At 39.5% G+C, this 20,444-nt stretch carries 15 protein-coding genes; 3 read left to right on the top strand and 12 right to left on the bottom strand.

Annotation, left to right across the window (positions count from 1 at the left end):
- Positions 1–48: 48 nt before the first annotated feature.
- Complete coding sequence (locus NSS70_RS09825) at positions 49–651, bottom strand: TetR/AcrR family transcriptional regulator (RefSeq protein ID WP_339211458.1); 603 nt, start codon at positions 649–651, stop codon at positions 49–51.
- An 84-nt stretch (positions 652–735) separates the two neighbouring features.
- Between NSS70_RS09825 and NSS70_RS09820 the strand changes: the two genes are divergently transcribed.
- A complete protein-coding gene (locus NSS70_RS09820) occupies positions 736–1,287 on the top strand; it encodes a hypothetical protein (RefSeq protein ID WP_130156567.1) in 552 nt (183 codons plus the stop codon).
- A gap of 118 nt (positions 1,288–1,405) precedes the next feature.
- Here the strand turns inward: NSS70_RS09820 and NSS70_RS09815 are convergent, their stop codons facing one another.
- From NSS70_RS09815 to NSS70_RS09805, 3 genes are read right to left on the bottom strand one after another with little or no spacing between them, the layout of a single operon-like run.
- Positions 1,406–1,654 carry a hypothetical protein gene (locus tag NSS70_RS09815; RefSeq protein ID WP_063389546.1) on the bottom strand — a complete coding sequence of 83 codons (249 nt, stop codon included), beginning with the start codon at positions 1,652–1,654 and terminating at the stop codon, positions 1,406–1,408.
- Complete coding sequence (locus NSS70_RS09810; RefSeq protein WP_339195537.1) at positions 1,647–3,059, bottom strand: radical SAM protein; 1,413 nt, start codon at positions 3,057–3,059, stop codon at positions 1,647–1,649. Before NSS70_RS09810 ends, NSS70_RS09815 begins: the two co-directional genes overlap by 8 nt.
- Positions 3,049–3,804: a prolipoprotein diacylglyceryl transferase gene (locus NSS70_RS09805; protein WP_063389548.1), complete on the bottom strand. Its 756-nt coding sequence runs from the start codon at positions 3,802–3,804 to the stop codon at positions 3,049–3,051. Before NSS70_RS09805 ends, NSS70_RS09810 begins: the two co-directional genes overlap by 11 nt.
- A gap of 573 nt (positions 3,805–4,377) precedes the next feature.
- Here NSS70_RS09805 and NSS70_RS09800 point away from each other — a divergent pair.
- Positions 4,378–5,592 carry a Gfo/Idh/MocA family protein gene (locus tag NSS70_RS09800; protein ID WP_311067263.1) on the top strand — a complete coding sequence of 405 codons (1,215 nt, stop codon included), beginning with the start codon at positions 4,378–4,380 and terminating at the stop codon, positions 5,590–5,592.
- A gap of 129 nt (positions 5,593–5,721) precedes the next feature.
- Here NSS70_RS09800 and NSS70_RS09795 read toward each other — a convergent pair whose 3' ends face one another.
- From NSS70_RS09795 to NSS70_RS09775, 5 genes are all read right to left on the bottom strand, one after another.
- Positions 5,722–6,297 (bottom strand): TetR/AcrR family transcriptional regulator, encoded by a 576-nt coding sequence (locus NSS70_RS09795; RefSeq protein ID WP_066246672.1) that lies wholly within the window; start codon positions 6,295–6,297, stop codon positions 5,722–5,724.
- Between the two features lie 196 nt (positions 6,298–6,493).
- Positions 6,494–8,287: a carbon starvation protein CstA gene (gene cstA / locus NSS70_RS09790; RefSeq protein WP_063389551.1), complete on the bottom strand. Its 1,794-nt coding sequence runs from the start codon at positions 8,285–8,287 to the stop codon at positions 6,494–6,496.
- A gap of 170 nt (positions 8,288–8,457) precedes the next feature.
- On the bottom strand, positions 8,458–9,189 hold the full coding sequence (locus tag NSS70_RS09785; RefSeq protein ID WP_063389552.1) for a LytR/AlgR family response regulator transcription factor: 732 nt from the start codon (positions 9,187–9,189) through the stop codon (positions 8,458–8,460).
- The gene (locus NSS70_RS09780) at positions 9,186–10,937 is read right to left on the bottom strand and encodes a sensor histidine kinase (protein WP_340806431.1); all 1,752 of its coding nucleotides are present in this window, start codon (positions 10,935–10,937) and stop codon (positions 9,186–9,188) included. The genes NSS70_RS09785 and NSS70_RS09780 overlap by 4 nt, the downstream gene beginning before the upstream one ends.
- A gap of 850 nt (positions 10,938–11,787) precedes the next feature.
- The gene (locus NSS70_RS09775) at positions 11,788–12,903 is read right to left on the bottom strand and encodes an IS4 family transposase (RefSeq protein ID WP_003352762.1); all 1,116 of its coding nucleotides are present in this window, start codon (positions 12,901–12,903) and stop codon (positions 11,788–11,790) included.
- A gap of 639 nt (positions 12,904–13,542) precedes the next feature.
- Here NSS70_RS09775 and NSS70_RS09770 point away from each other — a divergent pair.
- Positions 13,543–15,075, top strand: a complete 1,533-nt coding sequence (locus tag NSS70_RS09770; protein ID WP_066246668.1) for an FAD-dependent oxidoreductase — start codon at positions 13,543–13,545, stop codon at positions 15,073–15,075.
- A gap of 127 nt (positions 15,076–15,202) precedes the next feature.
- On the opposite strand, the gene NSS70_RS09765 is transcribed toward NSS70_RS09770, so the two are convergent.
- The 3 genes from NSS70_RS09765 to ppx all read right to left on the bottom strand — a co-directional run bounded on the left by NSS70_RS09765 (position 15,203) and on the right by ppx (position 20,008).
- Positions 15,203–16,150, bottom strand: coding sequence for an aldo/keto reductase family protein (locus NSS70_RS09765; protein WP_340787069.1), 948 nt, complete (start codon positions 16,148–16,150; stop codon positions 15,203–15,205).
- 180 nt (positions 16,151–16,330) lie between these two features.
- On the bottom strand, positions 16,331–18,442 hold the full coding sequence (locus tag NSS70_RS09760; RefSeq protein WP_066246664.1) for an RNA degradosome polyphosphate kinase: 2,112 nt from the start codon (positions 18,440–18,442) through the stop codon (positions 16,331–16,333).
- Between the two features lie 33 nt (positions 18,443–18,475).
- A complete protein-coding gene (ppx, locus tag NSS70_RS09755) occupies positions 18,476–20,008 on the bottom strand; it encodes an exopolyphosphatase (RefSeq protein WP_165381924.1) in 1,533 nt (510 codons plus the stop codon).
- Positions 20,009–20,444 lie beyond the last annotated feature (436 nt).

Raw genomic sequence — 20,444 nt, 5'->3', positions numbered from 1 at the left:
GCGGATGTGAATTTGTTTGATTTATATTCTTAGTTTCGACGGAAACCATTATAAAACCTCTTGTTTGCACAAAGATTTTAAGTGACTGTCCAAAATGGATTCGATCATCTCATTAGATAAATATTCCGGATGCATTAATCCATGAATGGCCAAGCCATCGATCAGCGCATACAGACGGTCCACCTCCAGCTCTACATTGATATTCGGCCGCGCAAGATCAAGTTTGACTAAAGTCTTGATGACCTGTTCAAATCCATAACGCATTTTAAGATATACTTCTTTGCTTAAAGACTGAAGTTCCGGCTCCGAAAGAGCTTTCTGGGTAAAAGCAAACCATACCTCCATTTCTTTCTTTGTATCATCTTCAAGCGGCAAAACCTCCCGGATCATCCTTTTCATTGCATCAAGCGGCGGCATAGAAAAATCAATTTCGTTAATTCGTTGACTCACCCTTTCCGACACCAATTTCATTGCAAATGACAGCAATTCTGCTTGAGTTGAAAAATAATGTCTTAATGAACCAACGGAAACTCCTGCTTCTCTCGCAATATTGCGAACGGTTGCTTTTTCCATCCCGCCTTTCGCAATGACATTCCATGTCGCTACAGCAATTTTTTCTCTTTGTTTTACGTGATCCACTTTTTTCGGCATATTTTTATTATATCATGGTTGTTTTTTTAATACACTTGTGTTAAATTTTTATTTAATACGTGTGTTTTAAAAAGGAGTGGAATCATGATCGGTTGGCTCATTGTCATATGCGAAATTTTGTTTTGGATATTTGTCGGCGCCGGATTATTCGCCAGATATATTCTAGGCTGGAAAAAAATCGGGTCGCTCCTTCTATTGTGTACGCCTCTTATCGATCTTGTTTTAATCATCGCAACGGTTTTCGATTTGAAAGACGGCGCAACAGCTCATTTTGTACACGGATTGTCTGCTGTATATATTGGGGTTTCGGTTGCATTTGGCAAACGGATGATTCAGTGGGCGGATGAACAGTTTGCTTACCGATTTGCTGGAGGAAAGCGGCCAAATAAACGGCCTCAATTCGGAAAACAGCATGCTGCTTATGAACGGAAAGGCTGGTACCGCCACCTTCTAGCATGGATTATTGGGAATGCCCTTCTCCTGTTCATGGTTCTTTTCGTCAACGATTTCCAGAAAACAGAAGCACTTTTATCATTTTCGGCAAAATGGACGTTCATCCTGTTTATCGATTTTTTATGGAGCTTCAGCTATACAATATGGCCGAAAAAAGAGGCGAAAGGGCATTATGAAAGTTAATCCTAGAATTTGACCATTTTCCCCTAGATTAGCGCTACAGAGCTTGTAGAGAAGGACAATATTTTTCTCTACAAGTTTTATTTACAGCTTTTTATACCATGTTTGTAAACTCTTTACGTTAGTACCATCCCATCATAAACACTCCGAAACATGCTGTATTCACTAAAAACGTAATCCCAGCTGCGATCAGTATTCCTTGAGCAATCGCTGTTTTTCTTTTCATTAAGGCGATCACGACTGCTGGAATGATATAAATCACCTGAACAAAACCGATAAAAAAGATCGTAATCGGAAAAATCAACAATAGCCCATGTAAAAGAAGCACAATACCGATGCCTTTCCAAATGTCTTTTGTATGCTCATTCATGCACAGTCATCGCCATTTCTGTTTGAATTTCTTTCAGCCGGTTTTCAAGGCTGTCCCTGTAAAACAAGTTATACGTGTCAAACGGAATGATGCGGCCGTCGTGATGTACAATATGAACACAGGATTTTTTAACTGAACGAACATCAAAGTTGTAAGCATCTAAAAATTGCATAATAATTACACGAAACACATTGTTATAGCTAATATTTTCCGGTATCGCTACTTTCGGCAGACAGCATAATAAATCTTTTAGTGACATCGCGGAAGAGCCGGGAGAATGATTTAAACTGAATAGCTCAAAAACTTTATGTTTCAATTGTTCATCTTGTTCAAATACGATCGTATTTTGATCTCCTTCAAGGAGAATATGTGGATCGATCATACCCGTCAGAGGCTTCACTTCCCCGTTTAACTTCAGCGCATACCCCATAGCCAAACAGTCAGGATGGCAAGGGACAGGAATAATATCGTCTGCTTGAAAAACCTCCGATTGCTCGATAATCATGCTGCGAACTTCGCTCAACGTTAATCGGTCAGTTGCAGGGTTAAAATTTTTTGTTCTTCCGGCAATTTGCACCGGCTGAAAGGTGACTCCCCTGACTGCCTGCTGCGAAAGACCGTATTTAATGATTTTTCCGACCTCCTGATCGTTTACACCCTTTTTTAACGTGACAACTAATGTTGTGGAAATGTTGTATTCATTTAAATGTTCTATTGCCTTCTCTCGGACTGCTCGCAAATCCACTCCGCGCAGATCGATTAACGCCTCTTTTTCAAAACTGTCAAACTGCAAATAAATTTCAAATCCGGGCATGTAGCGAGCCAGCTTTTCAGCAAATTTTTTGTCCTGGGCAATTTTAATTCCGTTTGTATTCACCATTATATGCTTAATTGGCTTCGATTTCGCCATTTCTAATATCTCGAAAAACTGTGGATGGATCGTTGGTTCACCGCCGCTGATTTGAACGATATCTGGTTCCCGCTCATTTTTCACAATCGCATCAAACATCTTCTCAATTTCCTCTAGTGGGCGCCATTTCTGTTTTTTCGGGGAAGACTCCGCATAACAGATCGGGCATTGCAAATTGCACTGATCCGTAACTTCCACCAATGCCAAGCAGCTGTGCTGCTCGTGATCCGGACATAAGCCGCAATCATACGGGCACCCGTATTGAATGGAGGTATTCCAGCGATACGGCATTTCTGCACGCTTCAAAAATTCACGGCATTTTTTGTAATATTCGATATCGGTTGAGATCAATACTTTTTCTCTTCCATGATGACGGCAATGTTTTACTAAAAAAACTTGATCATTCTCAAATATGACTTTTGCTTCCGTTTTCCGCAAACATTTCGAACAAATGCTGTTCGTTAATTCATAGAAAATGTATGGTCTATTTGGCATACTGAAATTTCTCCCTTCTCTTTTTCCTTATAAGGAACAAATAGTACATCAATCCGACGAAAGCTGCTAACTGAATGTTGTTTAACCCAAAATACGGGTGAGGTGTCGGCTTGATAAAATCAATAAAAAAGCGAAACAGCAAATAGGAAACCATAAAAAACTGGAACAGAAACCCTTCCCACGGAGATGTTTTCTTTTTTCTTATGTATAGAACGAAAAAACCGATCAGCCATAAATAGACAATTTCATATATTTGAGTTGGATGTCTCGGTACGCCGTCTCCAAAATCAACACCCGTCACCCAAGTCGTTGGGGTGCCGTGCGTATGGTCTGAGAGGCCGGTGAAAAAACAGCCTATCCTGCCAATGCTCATGCCAATAATAAGCGGTAAGACAAAATCATCGCCTGTCGAGCGCTTCCAGCCGATTAGCTTTTTTGCGGTTTCAACTCCGATCAATCCTCCCAGCAATCCACCGACGATCGTTTTCCCGGCCATTAAATAGTTGAGATTCGTCACATTTTTCAGCGTTTCAACAGGATTTTCAAGCCAATACAGGAGCTTTGATCCTAACGCAGCCCCGGCTATCGCACCGATCACGACCCACATCGCCTTATCAAGCGGAATTCTTTCTTTATTTCTCGTATGCAAGTAAACTCTGAAACCGACAAAATAAGCCAAAGTCTCAAAAAATAAATGCGGATGAATCGAAACAGGACCCAAATGTATATAAACAGGAAAATCCATTTTACACCTCTTTTTGCAAAACCTTACTTTCATCATATCAAAAAATATGAATTGATTGTTTTAATATTTTAAACATTACAAAAAAATTTCGTTGCAGCAGTTATATTTTTTCCCCGTCTCAACTAAACTAATGGAAGCGCCGGCAAATATTTTCGAAAGCTGATTTTTGTTCAATAAGCTTAGCATCAATAAGTGATTCCAAACTGTTTGCATCAGTCCATTTGCAGAAAGCTATATTTTCTAATGTTTATAATCAAGGCAGATTGGATTTTTCCGGAAGCAACTCCCGAATTTCCTTTGAATCATGATGGCAATCGCTTTTGCATACAAATAAATAATTAAAAGTTATTTGTTAGGAATCGTTGTTTGAGCAGGTTTCCTAGATTTGATTCAACGATCATCCTGTCATTTCCTTGCTCTCATTCACGCAAATCTTTCAAACTTTTTTTACACTTGACAGAATCGGTTTTGAAAAATATACATCCTACTAATTGTGCAATTCAAAATTTACGAGACTATATTTTCGTTTATAATGAAGTTGTCAAATTCCATAACGTAAAGGGGGAAAACACCATGTCTGGCAAGATGAAGACTTACCGAGTGGGGATCGCAGGTGCGGGCGCTTTTGCCACTTTTTTGTCCGGTGCGCTTGCACGGCTGCCTGAATTTCAATTGACAGCTGTCGCAGGAAGGACGGATACAAAACGGGAGAGCGTGATGGCTGCTTTTCAAAAACAGAGACATAATGCGATAACGCCAAAAGAATATTATGAGGCAGCCGACCTTATAGCCGATCCTGAAATCGATATTGTCATTTTAGCAACACCGCCTCATCTTCACTCCTCACTTAGCCGACTGGCTTTAACACACGGAAAGCATGTCTTGTTAGAAAAACCTGGTGCCCTTTATGCCAAGGAACTTTTGGAAAATGCGAACTATGCAAAAAAACAAAAGCGTGCATTCGCCGTGAACCTTGTATTGCGTTACAATCCGCTAGTAGAAGCTGTTGAATGGATCGTCCGCCATCGGCTGCTTGGATTCGTGCATCATGCAAGTCTCACCAACTCGGCTCATCACGTCGCCAATGGCCATTGGTTTTGGAATGATCAACTAAGCGGAGGCATTTTTATTGAACATGGAGTTCATTTTTTTGAGGTCGGTCGCCACATACTCGGAGAAGCGGTCGATGCGAACGGTTTTGCTCTGACGGAGGAAAACGGTGAAAAACAGCGTGTTTGGGCAAGCGTTCTTCATAAACCAGTTTATCAACAAGACGAAAAAAGTTCGGGAAACAACATATATTCTTTAGTTCCTGTTCAATATTACCACGGCTTTACGATGGATCCTGACGCACCGGAATCGACAAAATGGGAAATTCATTGCACTCATGGACGGATTGTACTTGAAGGATGGATTCCCCAAAAATTATATTTAGAGGGCAAAATCTCAAAAGAACAGGGCGAGCTGATCGATCAAATACTAGACAGCATACCGAAAAAACCGGTAGAAAACGCTGTTGAAAAAGTACGCTCTTCAGCCTTTCATTGTTTCAAAAATAAATCGTTCCCGCTTAAAGCACTATCCAGCATTTCATACGAACGGACAATCAAATTGGAGCAGCGGCAATTGTGGTATGAGGCAATGGTCCAAGACCGTTTCCTTGATTTTTGCCGAATCATTGAAGAAGAAGGATGGGAAGGATTTGTTACAGCTGAAGACGCCGTGAAAGACTTAGAACTGGCAAATCGTGTAACGTTTAATAAAACGGAGCAGCCGCTAACCGAATAAATTGGTTAGCGGTTTTAAATAGCATTTTATCCAATGGAAAACGACTGATCTAATCTCGTTTTTTTATTTCGCATATACACTAATGCGAAATGATGTTAACGTCATTCCAGCACCTTTCATGTTCCCCTTTTAATTTTTATTCAAAATCCCCTCTAAGAACAAAAGGGACACTTGGTCCGCAAGTTCATTTTCTGTTTTTTCTCCTGTCATTACATATCGTTCAATAATGTGCTCGATCACTGAGAGAAATGCTTCACCGGCAAATTGAGTGTCAATTTCCGTTTTAACAATTCCAAGTCTTTGATTGTTGCTCATATTTGCTGCTATTTTTTCAACAATGATGCTTCGTAAACGATCATCTTTGTTCTCCCTGAGTGCAACTTTCGTTAAGTGAGGATTTTTTCCGAGAAACTTCAGAATGTCAGCGATTGTCTCACGGACATGGTCTTTCACTTGCTCCGGTTGTATATCAGCCACTTTTTTTCCTGCATCACTAAAATGAATTAACTGCTTTTCAAAATCTTCAAGCATTTGTTCGAAAATTTCTTCCTTGCTGTTGAAATAAAGATAAAAAGCTGCCTGCGTGAGCCCTGCTTTTGCCACAATATCGCTGATCTTTGTAGCATGAAAACCTTTATGAGCGAACAGCTCCGCAGCAGCTTGAAATATTTTCTTTTTGCTCTCTTCTCCTTTATTTCTCGCCATAAAAATCACCCTTTTTTATACAACTAACTAATTAGTTAGTTGTTATTGTACATGATATTGCTTTTACGATCCATTACTTCCATTAAGTTTTTTTGCCATCGTTTGATCATTTCTCCTCCTCTGTCGCCACCGCTGTTGTGATGCTTAAACAAATAAAGAGCGGCATCAACAAATGAGCCGCCCAATTACCCTTGTGTCAGGCTGATTTAGCCTCCATTTGAAAGCCCGGATCATTCCATATTTCAATCCATTTTTTCAATGCCGTTGCCAAGATGACAATACCAAGAACGAGCATAATGATGGATAAAATTCCGTTTAATACGTTGTAGCCTGCAGCTTCCGGATTCAAATAAACATTTACGGTCATCCAGTAGCCTGCATAGTTTACTGTAGCAAATAAATAAGCTAACGGAATGAGGCAAGTAAGCATATATCTTCGTTTATCGGCAATTTTTAAAATGACTGTCGCACCGACAATCAGTCCGATGGATGCCATCAGCTGGTTCGATACGCCAAACAATGCCCAAACCGATCCAATATCTCCTGAGTAAAGCAGGTACCCCCACATAAAACAGGCTAAAGCGCTTGCAAATACGGAAGCCGGAACGGAGTCTACCTTTTTTAATGGTTTATACACTTCACCGAAGAAATCTTGAATTAAATAACGTGCTACACGTGTTCCTGCATCAATCGCAGTTAAAATGAAAACAGCCTCAAACATTATAACAAATTGGAAAAAATACGAAGCCAAATTCTCAAACCATGGAATCGCAGTAAAAATATAAGTCATTCCAACTGCAAGTGTAACCGCTCCACCTGTTCTTCCTTCCAAATTTAAACCTATTTCCTGGCTTAAAGCTGGTAAATTAATAACATCCATTCCAAGTGTCCGGAATACTTCCGGCGCGGAATTGATCGCAAAATAATCTGCCGGATGAAGAGCTGTTGCAGCGATCAGCGCCATGATGCCGACCAAACATTCCACCAACATGGCTCCAAAGCCGACAACTTTTATATCGCTCCACTTATTAAGCATTTTCGGCGTTGTACCCGATCCGACAAAAGCGTGAAATCCTGAAATCGCACCGCATGCAATTGTAATCGATATAAACGGCCAAACAGGTCCAGCTAAAATCGGCCCTCCGCCGTGGATAAATTCTGTAAAGGCCGGCATTTCAATAGAAGGATTAATGATAAAAACACCAATGATCAGCGCAATGAACACACCGATTTTCATAAAGCTGCTCAAATAATCACGAGGAGCAAGCAGCAGCCAAACCGGCAAAGCCGCAGCAAAAAATGCATAGATTGGTAAAATAAGCGCCAAAGTTTTAGTATCGAATGTCAACCAATCCCCAAGAGCTGTTTCTTGTATGGAAGGTCCTGCGAAAACACCTATCATTAATAAAATAAAGCCAACTGTTGAAGCTAATTTTAAATTGCCTGTTTTCTTATAGAAAATTCCGACTCCCATTGCAATAGGAATGGTGATTCCGACTGCAAACGTGCCCCAAGGGTTTTTTTCCAATGCATGAAGAACAACCATGGAAAGACCAGCCATTGTTATGGTAATAATAAACAGCATGGCAAGTCCTGTGCAAAAGCCGGCTACCGGACCTAATTCTTCTTTTGCTACTTCCGATAATGATTTCCCTTTTTGCCGCATGGAAGCAAATAAAACGACTGCATCATGGACGGCTCCCCCAATTACGGCACCAATCAAAAGCCACAGCAGACTGGGCAAATATCCAAATTGTGCGGCCAGGATCGGTCCGACGAGCGGTCCTGCTGCAGCAATAGCGGCAAAGTGATGCCCGAAGCTTACCCATTTATTCGTTGGAACATAATCCTTTCCATCATTTAATTCGTGAGCTGGTGTCGGTTTTGAATCATCCAGCTTCAACACTTTTACAGCCATAAATGTTCCGTAAAGACGGTAGGCGATCATTAAAATACACATTGAGGCAATCACGATTGTAATCGCATTCATTTTTTTGCAACCTCCCCTTTGTTCTTGCTTTTTACATTCATTGTATTAAATAAACATCTTCATGATCGGTTTTCAAAACAAAATGCAAGAATCCGGGGATAAATCGTCAATTTCTTAAATTGAATTGCAACAATTTTGTCACAAATATTGCTTAAAGCTTTCAGCTTTTTTTAAATGCCCAATCGCTTTTTCAGTTCCTTCGTATAAGTTCTGCTGACCGGGATCGATTCGCCATTTTTCATGATTACATGATACGTGGAGTTGAACCACGGCTGAATTTCAACTATTTCATTCAAGTTGACTAAATAAGCTCTATGAACACGCATGATGTGCGTTTGCTGCAGCTTTCTTTCAAAAGTGACAAGCGATTCTTTAACTTCATATTTTTGATCGCGGCAAGTGATAATAGTTTTTCCGTCATTAAACTCAATATAAAGAATATCTTTCACGTTAATAAGCAGAATGCGGTCGTCTAATGATACAGGAATCTTTTCATCCTGCATTTGAAAATATTGCGGTCTTTTTTCTTGGCGGGCTTCCAGCCGCTTTGAAATTTTTTCAATTGTATGAAATATCCTTTCTTCATCAAACGGCTTCAAAATGTAATCAACCGCATTCAGCTCAAATGCTTTTAAAGCGTACTCATCATAAGCGGTTGCAAAAACAATCTCAGGTCTATGATCAATCTCCATTAGCTTTTCAGCAAGTCTAATCCCTTGTTCATGAGATGACAGCTGTATATCGAGAAAGATCACATCCATGTCGGTCTGGCGGATTTTTTCAATCGCTTCATCCATTTGTTCCGCTTCCCCAACAATCTCTACCTGCTTGCTCCTTTTAAGCAAGTAAATAAGTTCGTCTCTTGCCAACGGTTCATCCTCCACGATAAAAGCCTTGATCATACGGCTACTTCTCCTTTCATTTCTAATGGAAACTTAATCGTCACTTTCGTTCCATTTTCATCACTTTTAATATGGAAGGCTCCGGCGGAACCATAAATTTCTTCTATTCGTTTTTTTATATTCCAAAGAGCTGTTCCTGTTCCATCATTCGATTGAACGGTCTGATTTCCCAATTGGCACAATAAATGATCAGGAATGCCGCTGCCATTATCTTCGGTGATTAAGATCATTTGATCATTTTCTGCATACGCCCGAATGGACACTTTCCCATGCTCCTTATTGGCAAAAGCGTGCTTGATGGCGTTTTCGACGAGAGGCTGAAGCGTAAACGGCGGAACCATTACTTTCTTTAAGCTTTGGTCAATATCAAAACTTACATGATATTTATCAGGAAATCTTGTCTGCTCAATAGATAAGTACGCTTCAACATGCTCAAGCTCTTTTTCAAGCGGAATGACAAATTGTCTAGCTCCCTGTAAATTACTTCGGAAGAACACGCTTAATTTTAAAAGAAGCTTTCTAGCTTTATCCGCATCAGTTCTGATCAAGCTGGAAATCGTGTTTAACGAATTGAACAGGAAATGCGGATTAATTTGCGCCTGCAAAGCTTTAATTTCTGCATCTTTCAGCAGTTTTCTCTGCAGTTCTGCATCAGCAAGCTCCAATTGGGTAGAAAACAGCTTGCTAAGTCCTTCCGCCAGCTCTTGCTCCACTTTATCCATAAGACTCGGGTCTAAAAAATAAAGCTTTAACGTGCCAACCGTTTGGTTGTGTACTTGAAGCGGCATAACAATCGCTGACTGAAGCGGACAATCAGAATTTGGGCATTGGATTTCCTCCTTCGATTTTGCTTTAATGATTTTACCCTGCTCTAAAACCTTTTTTGTCAGCTTTGTTACTAAAGTTTGCCCCTGCTTATGATGATCAGAACCGGCACCGATATGAGCGAGGACAATTTCCCGATTGGTAATGGAAATGGCATCTGCTTTCGTCCATTTTAAAATAATTTCCGCTACTTTTTTACACGAATGCTCATTTAAGCCTTTTCGGAAAAATGGCAAGGTCTGCTGCGCGATGTAAAAAGATTTATGTGTTTGAAGCGCCTTCGTCCGCTCTTCCTCCACTAGAATCGAATGAATAATTAAAATAAAAATAAGAGTCCCAAATCCGTTAATCGTAATCATCGGAAGAGCGATTAATTCTACAAGCTTAACTGCGGATTCAAACGGGCGGGCAAGTAAGAGAATAAGTCCCATTTGAGTACATTCCATAAAAATTCCGGTCAAAACAGCTTTCCAAGGTGAAAAATTGTCTTTTATTCTAAAACGCTTCCAAAGGAAACCGGTCACGAATCCAGCCAAAATAGTAGATGCTCCGCAAGCAAACGCGGTAAATCCTCCTAATGTCATCCGATGCAGTCCTGCTACTAAACCAGTGCCGATGCCGACGAATGGACCGCCAAGCAATCCCCCAATCACTACTCCCATAATTCTTGTATTGGCAATTGCGGCATCTCCATCCACTTCTATTTGCCATGTTTGTGAGCTGATATTGCCTTGAGCAATTTCGACACCAGTATAATTACTAATAATGCCAAAAGATCCAAATACGGCAATCAGCATTAGCTTTTCGCTTAATCCATGCTCATGATGAATCATTCGCCGAAATGCCTTCATCCTTGATAACAAAAAAGCTAAAATGACTAAAATTCCCACTCGCTCCAGCATTAAAGGCATTAAATCAAACAAGACAGACACACTCCTTTACACCGATATTCCAGCTTTTGTTCGCTCGCGGTGTCAATATTCATTGTACCTATTAAAGGGTGCTGAATAAAGTTTAATGTTCACAATGGTTATCATTACTATTACATTTTAAGCTTCTCAAAATGGATTTTTAGGCAGTACTCATTATAATATGGGTGTTATAGTGAAAGTCGCACAGTTGCTTAGAGCGGGTGGAGATGCGGTATTTGATGCGGCAAGACATTTTAACATAATAGACGCAGCTACTGCCAGAACGTTTAAAAATAATAGTAAAAAATCGGAAATTGGTTAACCCAATTTGAAAATGCTGGTTCAGATGCAGCTGCTATGGTTAGAACAAGACTTCCAGTTTACTTAAAAAAGAATACTAGAATGAGTAAAACTACCGCTGAGAACATTGCAATAGCTGTAAGCTGGGCTATTCGTATGGCAGATGCCTTATTCTTTTAGGAGAGATACTTGTGGGGATTTTAGCTGTAAGTGAATGGATGAAAAAATGGTTTACATGAAGATGATATACATTTTATCGAAACAATTTTGACTTTTGCTTCAACATTATAAAACCCAGTGGCTGAGAGTGAAGAATCAATAACAAAGTCAATAATAAAATAAATAGCCTTTTCACTGAAAGAAAGGTGAAAATTAATAGAAAGGGCACTTATCAAGATTTTAAAAATGTATTAAATCATTAGCATTGCATAAATATAGTTAGAATTTTCTGTTAATTATTTTTTGTGAATTTGTGCCAAAAAGACAAAACCTAAAGAAAGGTGGCACTGCCCATTTGGTAAATATATACAGTTAAACCAGAGCGACAACGACAAAAGGGAGATTATGGACTGGCTCGCCCATCAAATTTTCGCAACCAAACATAAGCTGGTTTCCACAGAGCTCTCTTTAACCAACGAGTAATTCGAAGTAGGGATTTCTTACTTTTCATCTCCAATTGAATGAGAACATGTAAGCAATACGTGATCAGGGCTAAGAAAATTTGATTTTGAATAGCTGTTTCACTCATTCCATAAAAGTGCTTAATTTCTACGTGTTGCTTGAGCCATTTGAAAAAGAGTTCAATAGCCCAGCGAGATCGGTAAATATCACTTATCTCTTCTGGTTTTAAATCAAATCGGTTGGTGATGAAACGAAGTAAGTTCCCTTTTGTGTCCATAACTTCTAGTAGACGAAAGACATTTTCAGTACGATTTTGTGTGGTACCAATGTAGACCATTTTATCGGATAGAACGTGACAATCATCAGGAAGTGAAAATGTATAGACTTCACGAATGACTGCGTTTTTCTTCAGTCTTGAAACGAAGAAATAGCCATCATCTGTCATCCGATCAAAACGTTCATAGTCCACATAACCGCGGTCAAACACATACATGGCTTCTTGATCATCCACTAGGACTTCGAGTTGATTTCGGTCATGTTCTTTTGCTGTCGTAATCACTGCTTTTTCAGGATAGACGGTGTCTTTATCCATGAAAACGAGCCGTAAGTGTAGCTTTACACCAGCTTTTGTTTTCCGGAATTTTGCCCATTTATAATGGGTCAAATTCAACGGGAGTGTACTTGAATCAATGATTTTCAGTGGCATATTCTTTCCGTTTTTATAATGGTACCGTTGAATTTTCCAAACAAGATCCAAGAACAAATTTGCAAGAATTAGTGGGTGGATCTGATTGTTTTTTCGGGATAGCTGAGAGGCACTTATCGATTCAAATCCGAGTGCTTTTTGAAGATCTTCGTCTACAAGTGCATCACTCATTTCCTCTAAGCTCTTAAATTCGAGCAGCTGGGCTACCAATAAAAGTTTAATATAGGCTTCTGTTGTCAGCTTTTTTGTGTAATAGTCCTGTTTCAATTCTTTGACTTGTTCGCTAAGTTTTTGAATATTTATGGGTGAAACCCATTTACCAAATGATGAAATTAGTGTATTCTTGTCCATAACTCTTATCCTTTACGATTGGATTTGGACAGGAACCACCTGTACTTCCATTGTAAAGGATTTTTTTGTTTCGAAATCAATAAAAAATTGAACATTCTTAGTATTTTGAATCATCAGATTTAATTACTGCAATGCTAGTGGTATTAAATGAAAATAAAATATTCATAAACCTAAGTGAATTATTGAGTAGATACCATTCTCAAGGAATTTGCAAGGATTTATGTGAAAAATTACTTAAAGAATACAATGATAATAAAAATGTGTAATTTTAGTTATTTCGGTTGTAGTCATATAATAACTATTCGAGTGCTCTTCGTAAAGAAACTTATGCTTTAATGTTTGTCCATTATAATTTATATTGTCTAATTAAGGAAAAAGCCTAATTTCTCATCATTTAAAATGAGAGAATTAGGCTTTTTATTTCGGAATTTACTTAGTGTTCTCAATCTGCATTTTCCTACAGCAACCCTAAGTAGAAGCAAGGAATGATTGGAATCAGCAAAAAACTTATTTCTTTGAAACGTAGCAGCATATCTTAATTGAAATAAAAAGGTCGCTCAAAATTATCAGATGCACATAACAACCCAAATATTAGGAAAAGATAAAAGCATCATCAGATCTAATAGGAGGAACTTTTTTATGAAAGAAGCCGTTAGTAAAAATGAACTTCCTAAGCTTTCGAAACCGTTTTGGCCAGATTCTGTTCAGCTGCCCTCCTTCAACAAGCTTGACAAAGATATTTTTGTTGATGTAGCGATTGTAGGCGGCGGGATCACAGGCATCACAAGCGCCTATCTGCTTGCGAAAGAAGGAATCAAAACCGCGCTGATCGAATCGGATCGTATTTTAAATGGTACGACCGGGCATACAACCGCAAAAGTCACCGCACAACACGGGCTGATTTATGATGAATTTATACAGCACTTTGGGGAAAGTAATGCAAAGCTATATTATGAAGCAGCCAGCGATGCAATGGAGTTTATCAAACAAACGATACAGGAGCACAACATCGAATGCGATTGGAAAGAAGAGGATGCATATGTTTATACGAATTCAGAGCAATACATAAAAAAAATCGAAAACGAATATAAAGCATATGAAAAGCTTGGAATTCAAGGAGAGCTTGTGGAAAACATCCCTGTTCCCGTACAGGCAAAAACAGCAGTTGTGATGAAAAATCAAGCCCAATTTCATCCGTTAAAATATTTGCAAAAGCTTGTGGAAAACGCGTCGGAAAAAGGGATAGACATCTATGAGAATACAGCAGCTGTCGATATAAAACATGGCCCACACCCGAAAATTTTGACAAAAGACGGTTATCACATTTTGTGCAACTATGTATTCATTTGTTCGCATTTTCCTTTCTATGATGCCGCCTTTTATTTTTCAAGAATGTATGCGGAAAGATCGTATATTATTGCTGTCAAAACAAAAATTGAGTATCCCGGCGGCATGTACATCAGCGCCGAAAATCCGGTTCGGTCGCTTCGGTCCGTCACGATCAATGGAGAAAAGCTTGTGCTGATCGCAGGTGAAAATCATAAAACTGGACAAGGAATCCCGATGATTCAGCATTACGAGTCCCTTCAAGCTTTTGGCGATCAAGCATTCGGCATACAAAAAATTCCTTACCGATGGTCTACTCAAGACTTAACAACGTTGGATAAAATTCCTTATATTGGACATATAAACGAACAGAAAGCAAATATCCTGTTTGCGACAGGGTTTCGAAAATGGGGAATGACAAACGGCACAGCCGCCGCACGACTGCTTGTCGATATAATTAAAGGGAAGGAAAACCGATATCGCGAGCTTTTTACCCCAGCAAGATTTCAAGCAGATCCAAGCGTGAAGCAGTTTATTTCAACAAATACAGATGTTGCAAAGCATTTGATTGAAGGAAAGCTTGAGTTTGCTCTAAGAAAGCCGGAAGATTTAGCCCCTGATGAAGGAGCAGTCGTTTCCTATAACGGAAAAAGAGCCGGTGCCTACAAAGATGAAAATGGCAGCCTCCACATCGTAGATACTACCTGCACCCATTTAGGCTGTGAATTAGAATGGAACAGCGGCGAGAAAACATGGGATTGTCCATGCCATGGTTCGAGATTTTCAATAGACGGCGATGTTGTAGAAGGTCCGGCACTCAAATCAATTAAGAAATTAAAGGGGTGACTGCATCGCTTCCAAGTCCAAAAAATGAAAAATAAAAGGGAGAAAGACTTGTTGAACAAAAACAATCCTTTCTCCCCTTTTTTATTGAAACGTCTGTTCTTCAATCAAAATTCTGCCATAAGGAGAACTACGACAGGATTTGCTCAATTTCCTCGAGCACATCTTCCGTTAATTCCACATCAATTGCTTTGACGTTTTCTTCGACTTGCTCCGGCTTGGTGGATCCGATCAGAGCGCTGGCAACATTCGGCTGCCGCAATACCCAAGCAATCGCCAATTGGGAAAGTTTAATTCCTAATTTATCCGCCACTTTTCCTAATTTTTCTACCTTCAATAAATTTTCATCTGTCAGCAAATCATTGATATATTTATTTGCTTTTGGATCACTCGCACGGCTTCCTTCCGGGATGTCTCCATTGCGCTTATATTTCCCCGTCAGAACACCTTGTGCAAGCGGCGAAAAAACAATTTGGCTAATACCGTTTTGTTCGCAGACTGGAATAATCTCCTTCTCAATATAACGGTTCAGCATATTATATTGCGGCTGGTTGACCACGATGCGGTCCAGCAAATATCGATCTGCTGTGCCAAGAGCTTCTTGTATTTGCTGAGCAGTCCATTCACTGACGCCGACATATAACACTTTTCCTTGCCGGACAAGATCATCAATTGTGCGCAGCGTTTCATCGACCGGTGTTTCCGGATCATAGCGGTGGCAGTAATAAATGTCAACGTAATCTAATTGAAGGCGTTTTAAACTGGCATGGAGCTGTTCAAACACATGCTTCCGCGATAAGCCTTTGTCATTGGGGCCATCTCCCATCGGCCAAAATACTTTCGTTGCCAAAACATATGATTCACGCGGATATTTCCGCAATGCTTCACCGACGACCTTTTCCGCTTCCCCAGTTGCATAAACGTTCGCTGTATCAAAAGAATTGATGCCTAGCTCATACGCTTTGTCAATCGTCCGAATGGCCGTTTCTTTTTCGATGGAGTTTCCGTATGTAAGCCAGCTTCCCAAACTGATTTCGCTAACCTTTAGCCCCGTTCTTCCCAATTTGCGATATTTCATTTATTCATCCCCTTTTTTTAAAAAATAGCAAAAAATTCATTCAAGACTCATTATAATACTAAACATTTCGAATCTGAAAGCAATTTGTTTGAAGGGGACAAAAATCTATCATTTTAATCGGATATGATCATTTCCGCATCGGAAGAAATTCTCTAGTTTTCATAAAACTTGCGCTGCCGATCAGTCAGCGTCATGGTAGCGAACCACTTCTTCATAAAAAATTTTTTGCGAGTTAATGACTGGTTCGTTTTCCGACCGTTCAACATAATGATAATCGCCGTTTGCATCCTGAAAACGCGCTTTGACGTTGTCCTTTAGTTGTATGTCCAAGATGTTTTTCAAACGCTCTTTTAAACGGACATCATAAATCGGAAAAAGAATTTCAACACGTTTAATCATGTTTCTTGTCATCCAGTCAGCAGAGGATAAGAAAATTTTCTCCTCCCCAAAATGGTGAAAGTAAAAAATACGGCTATGCTCCAAAAAGCGGCCGACGATGCTTCGCACTTGAATGTTTTCGCTCACGCCTTTTATTTGCGGTCGCAAACAGCAAATTCCCCTTACGATCAAGTCAATTTTGACTCCAGCCTGCGAAGCTTCATAAAGCTTCATGATGATCGTTTTATCTGTTAAAGAATTCATTTTGGCAATAATCCGGCCTTTGCCGCTTTTCTGGTGCCATTCGATTTCTTGATTGATGAGTTTGATAAAGGTCTCCCGCATATCATATGGCGATACAGAAAAATGATTCCAATCCGGTTTTTCCGCATAACCGCTCAAATAATTAAAAAAGTTGGTTGCATCGATCCCAAATGTTTCTTCGCTTGTAAAAAAGCCGATATCCGTATACAGTTTCGCCGTGACGTCATTGTAATTTCCCGTGCTCAGATGAACGAAGCGTTGAATTTTACCCGTTCCTTCTTCCTGCCGGACGACAAGGGTAATTTTGCTGTGCGTTTTTAAATGGTGAAAGCCGTAAATAACGTGAACTCCGTGCTGTTCAAGCATTTTTGCCCAATGGATGTTGTTCTCTTCATCAAATCTTGCCTTTAATTCAACTAAAACCGTCACCTGCTTCCCGTTTTCCGCCGCTTTTGCCAATGCTTGAACGATCGGCGAATTTCCGCTTACACGATACAGCGTCTGCTTGATTGCCAACACTTGAGGGTCATCCGCTGCACTTTCAATAAATTCAACAACAGGCTGAAAGGACTCGTACGGATGGTGTAATAATAAGTCCCGTTTTAATATAGCTTCGAACAAATTTCCGTTCGGCAAGTCGAGCGGGGGTGGTGGAATGAACGAATCATGAACAAGGTGCTCAAAATCGGTCAGCAAATGGGTATAAAATGGAAATAAAAACGTTAAATCGATCGGGCCGTCCACTTCATAAACATCCATTTTTTGAATTTCCAGCACATCCATTAAATAATTTAAAACACGTTCATCTATCGTTCCTTTTTGAATTTCAAGCCTGACCGCCGCACCCCACTTCCGCTTTTTCAGCTCCTTCTCAATCACTTCCAGCAAATCCCGCGCCCCTTCTTCATCAATGGTCAGATCTGCATTTCTCGTAATGCGAAACGGTGAGACCGAAATGATGTTGTAACCGAGAAACAGTTTGTAAATAAAACTGCTGATCAAATCCTCAAGAAATACAAACTGCCTCTTTCCATCTTGATTCGGCACTTCAATGAATCGAGGCAAAACAGCAGGAACTTGAACGATCGCAAAAAAAGGGTTTTTCCGCTCTTTTTTCTTATATTGAAGCAATACGGCCAAGTTCAACGATTTATTTAAAAGCATTGGAAACGGTCTGTACGCATCGATCGCAAGAGGCGTCAAAACCGGGAAAATTTGCTCATCAAACTTTTGTTCCAAAAAGCGGAATTGTTCGCCAGTTAATTCATTAAGCTTGAGAAATTCAATCCCTTCCTCTTTTAATTCCCCCTGTACATATTCATTAAATATTGCATATTGGCGTTTGACCAATGTGTGGCATTTCGCCGAAATGGCGTTAAGCTGCTGCTTTGGCGTCATGCCGGCTTTATTTTCCGGTAAATTAAAACCAGCTTTTTCTTGATCTTTTAAACCAGCAACCCTCACCATGAAGAACTCATCTAAGTTCGAGCTGAATATAGCTAAAAACTTCATCCGCTCAAGCAAAGGATTTTCAAAGTCAATGGCCTCTTGCATGACACGCTCATTAAATGCAAGCCAGCTTAATTCCCGGTTATTATAAAATTCTGGACGGCTTATATCTGGAATCAATTGTTCTTTCTTATCTTGCATAATTTCGCCCACCTTTTACCTTTCGTATGTCCATTAGACGAGTGTAAATGATAATTCGACTTGGCAGTTAAAAGCGCGTTCCATATGCTTTTTTTGCTTATTTGCTTCCTGCTCTTCAAAAGTATAATCACTGTTGCAGGCTAAAGATATTTCCATCTTTTCCCCCTCCTTTTTGTTCACCTCCAGCTCGGAAATGATGCAACGGTGTGTCGTGTTGAGGGAATAAAGGAATTTCAAAATCGCGCCTAATCGCTCCAGCGATAAAATTTCTTCTTCCGTTAATAATGATTTGTAAGGAGAGATATATTTCATCAAAGTTTTTTTGGACTTAAAGGAAGCGACGCATGCGAGTTTCAACCGCATTTTATGACTGATTCCGTCAAGCGATCGATTTGTCAAAATATAAAACGTATGCTGACTGCTTGAATGATGATCGATAAATTCCCCGAATTGAACCAGCTTTGTGCTTTTAAACAAAATTTCTTTTTCCTCTTGAGTAAAAGATATAATTTTCTTTGCCTCACATTCACTGACAAATACGTAAGCAAGACGAAGGAGAAATGATGTATTCTTCAAGTTGATTTTATAATCACTTGCCAGCTTGGAAAATGTTTCGTCCGCTACTTGAGAAAAAGACCGGACGTTTAAGTTGGAAAACACCTCCTCAAAAAAGACCCCTTCCCTTAAGCCTTTGCTGCTCATTGTAAAAAATGGAGCTGATACGATTTCCGTCAGCGTATAAATTGCTTCAATTGCAGGAATGATGATATCCGCGCGTTCCTTCGACAGTCCATCTAATTTTTGACGCTCCGAGACAGTCATTCCGATCAGCCATTGATTTATTTTTTTAATTTCATTCGGTTCCATTTCATATTGATGAATACCAAATAACGGGTAATTGGTTTTATTTTGATGAAGCCGTATTAGATTTCTGGCGCTGCCGCCTATCCCGATTACCGGAACATTTTTGTTTTTAAGCCATTTTTGCGAAGAAAATTCATTTCGCAAAAACGCTGTCAGCTCTTTCATTTCCGATTCTTTCGGTTCGCTGTTGGCAATAAACCTTTTCTTTAATGTGAGGGCCCCAAACGGAAAACTGTATGAATGGACGAGCTCCCGATTTTTAAAATACGCAACTTCCGTGCTTGCTCCGCCTATATCAATGGTTATGCCTTCAGTTAAATATACGGAATGTATAACAGCTAAGTAGCCGTAATAGGCTTCTTCTTGGCCGGAAAGGACGCGAAAATCGAAATTCGTCTCTCTTTTTATAGCCTCTAAGACCATTTTCCGGTTTTTGGCAGATCTAATAGCTGCCGTTGCAACCCCTTTCGTTTCTGCCACTTGATGAAATTGAACGATTGGAACAAATTTTTTTAAAGAATCGATGACAACCTCGATCCCCTCGTTGGACAAATTTCCTTCGGCGTCAATATACGTAGCTAAACGGGCATTGATCTTAAAATTGTAAAGCTCTTTATATTGTCCATTTTGATCAATATGAAAAATAACGAGGCGAATGGAGTTCGATCCTAAATCTATTATGCCGATTTTTTTCTCTGTCATTTTTCCCATCCTTTTATGAAATCCAATGAAGAAAGTATGTTATTTTTTACTTATATCGTACTATTTTTCCAGTCTATTTAAAAGATTTGAATAGAATATAAATAAGCAGTCAACATCCAAAAGACATTAAAACCGCAAAGCCTCCGATTGCTGGAAGCTGACTTCCATTTTTAAAGTCAGTTCTTCAAATGAATTTTGTGAAAGCTGTCGTTTTACAAAAACGAAAATTCCGAAGATTCATTTTCTTTTTTTAAAAAATGTGCTATATTTTTTCCAGAAGTAAAAAAATGGTTTCCTAACCATTTAAGCTTCGACAAGGAGAGGCGGTCAATTATAGCAAGATCGCTTTGAGATTTGGGAGAAATGAATAGGCTTTAAGAAATGAACAATGTTATTGTCTCAGCAATTGCCCAATAACAAAATTTGTGAAAGCGAT

The organism is Aeribacillus sp. FSL K6-2848 (genome assembly GCF_038004325.1).
GTDB lineage: Bacteria > Bacillota > Bacilli > Bacillales > Aeribacillaceae > Aeribacillus > Aeribacillus composti.
The sequence above is the reverse complement of the archived record's forward strand: the minus strand, read 5'-3'. Positions and strand labels throughout refer to the sequence as shown.

Coding starts and splice junctions, on each gene's coding strand:
- NSS70_RS09815 (WP_063389546.1), bottom strand. CDS start 1,654: ATGAATGAGCATACAAAAGACATTTGGAAAGGCATCGGTATTGTGCTT.
- NSS70_RS09795 (WP_066246672.1), bottom strand. CDS start 6,297: ATGGCGAGAAATAAAGGAGAAGAGAGCAAAAAGAAAATATTTCAAGCT.
- NSS70_RS09760 (WP_066246664.1), bottom strand. CDS start 18,442: ATGCAAGATAAGAAAGAACAATTGATTCCAGATATAAGCCGTCCAGAA.
- NSS70_RS09810 (WP_339195537.1), bottom strand. CDS start 3,059: ATGCCAAATAGACCATACATTTTCTATGAATTAACGAACAGCATTTGT.
- cstA (WP_063389551.1), bottom strand. CDS start 8,287: ATGAATGCGATTACAATCGTGATTGCCTCAATGTGTATTTTAATGATC.
- NSS70_RS09805 (WP_063389548.1), bottom strand. CDS start 3,804: ATGGATTTTCCTGTTTATATACATTTGGGTCCTGTTTCGATTCATCCG.
- NSS70_RS09785 (WP_063389552.1), bottom strand. CDS start 9,189: ATGATCAAGGCTTTTATCGTGGAGGATGAACCGTTGGCAAGAGACGAA.
- NSS70_RS09765 (WP_340787069.1), bottom strand. CDS start 16,150: ATGAAATATCGCAAATTGGGAAGAACGGGGCTAAAGGTTAGCGAAATC.
- NSS70_RS09800 (WP_311067263.1), top strand. CDS start 4,378: ATGTCTGGCAAGATGAAGACTTACCGAGTGGGGATCGCAGGTGCGGGC.
- NSS70_RS09770 (WP_066246668.1), top strand. CDS start 13,543: ATGAAAGAAGCCGTTAGTAAAAATGAACTTCCTAAGCTTTCGAAACCG.
- ppx (WP_165381924.1), bottom strand. CDS start 20,008: ATGACAGAGAAAAAAATCGGCATAATAGATTTAGGATCGAACTCCATT.
- NSS70_RS09825 (WP_339211458.1), bottom strand. CDS start 651: ATGCCGAAAAAAGTGGATCACGTAAAACAAAGAGAAAAAATTGCTGTA.
- NSS70_RS09820 (WP_130156567.1), top strand. CDS start 736: ATGATCGGTTGGCTCATTGTCATATGCGAAATTTTGTTTTGGATATTT.
- NSS70_RS09775 (WP_003352762.1), bottom strand. CDS start 12,903: ATGGACAAGAATACACTAATTTCATCATTTGGTAAATGGGTTTCACCC.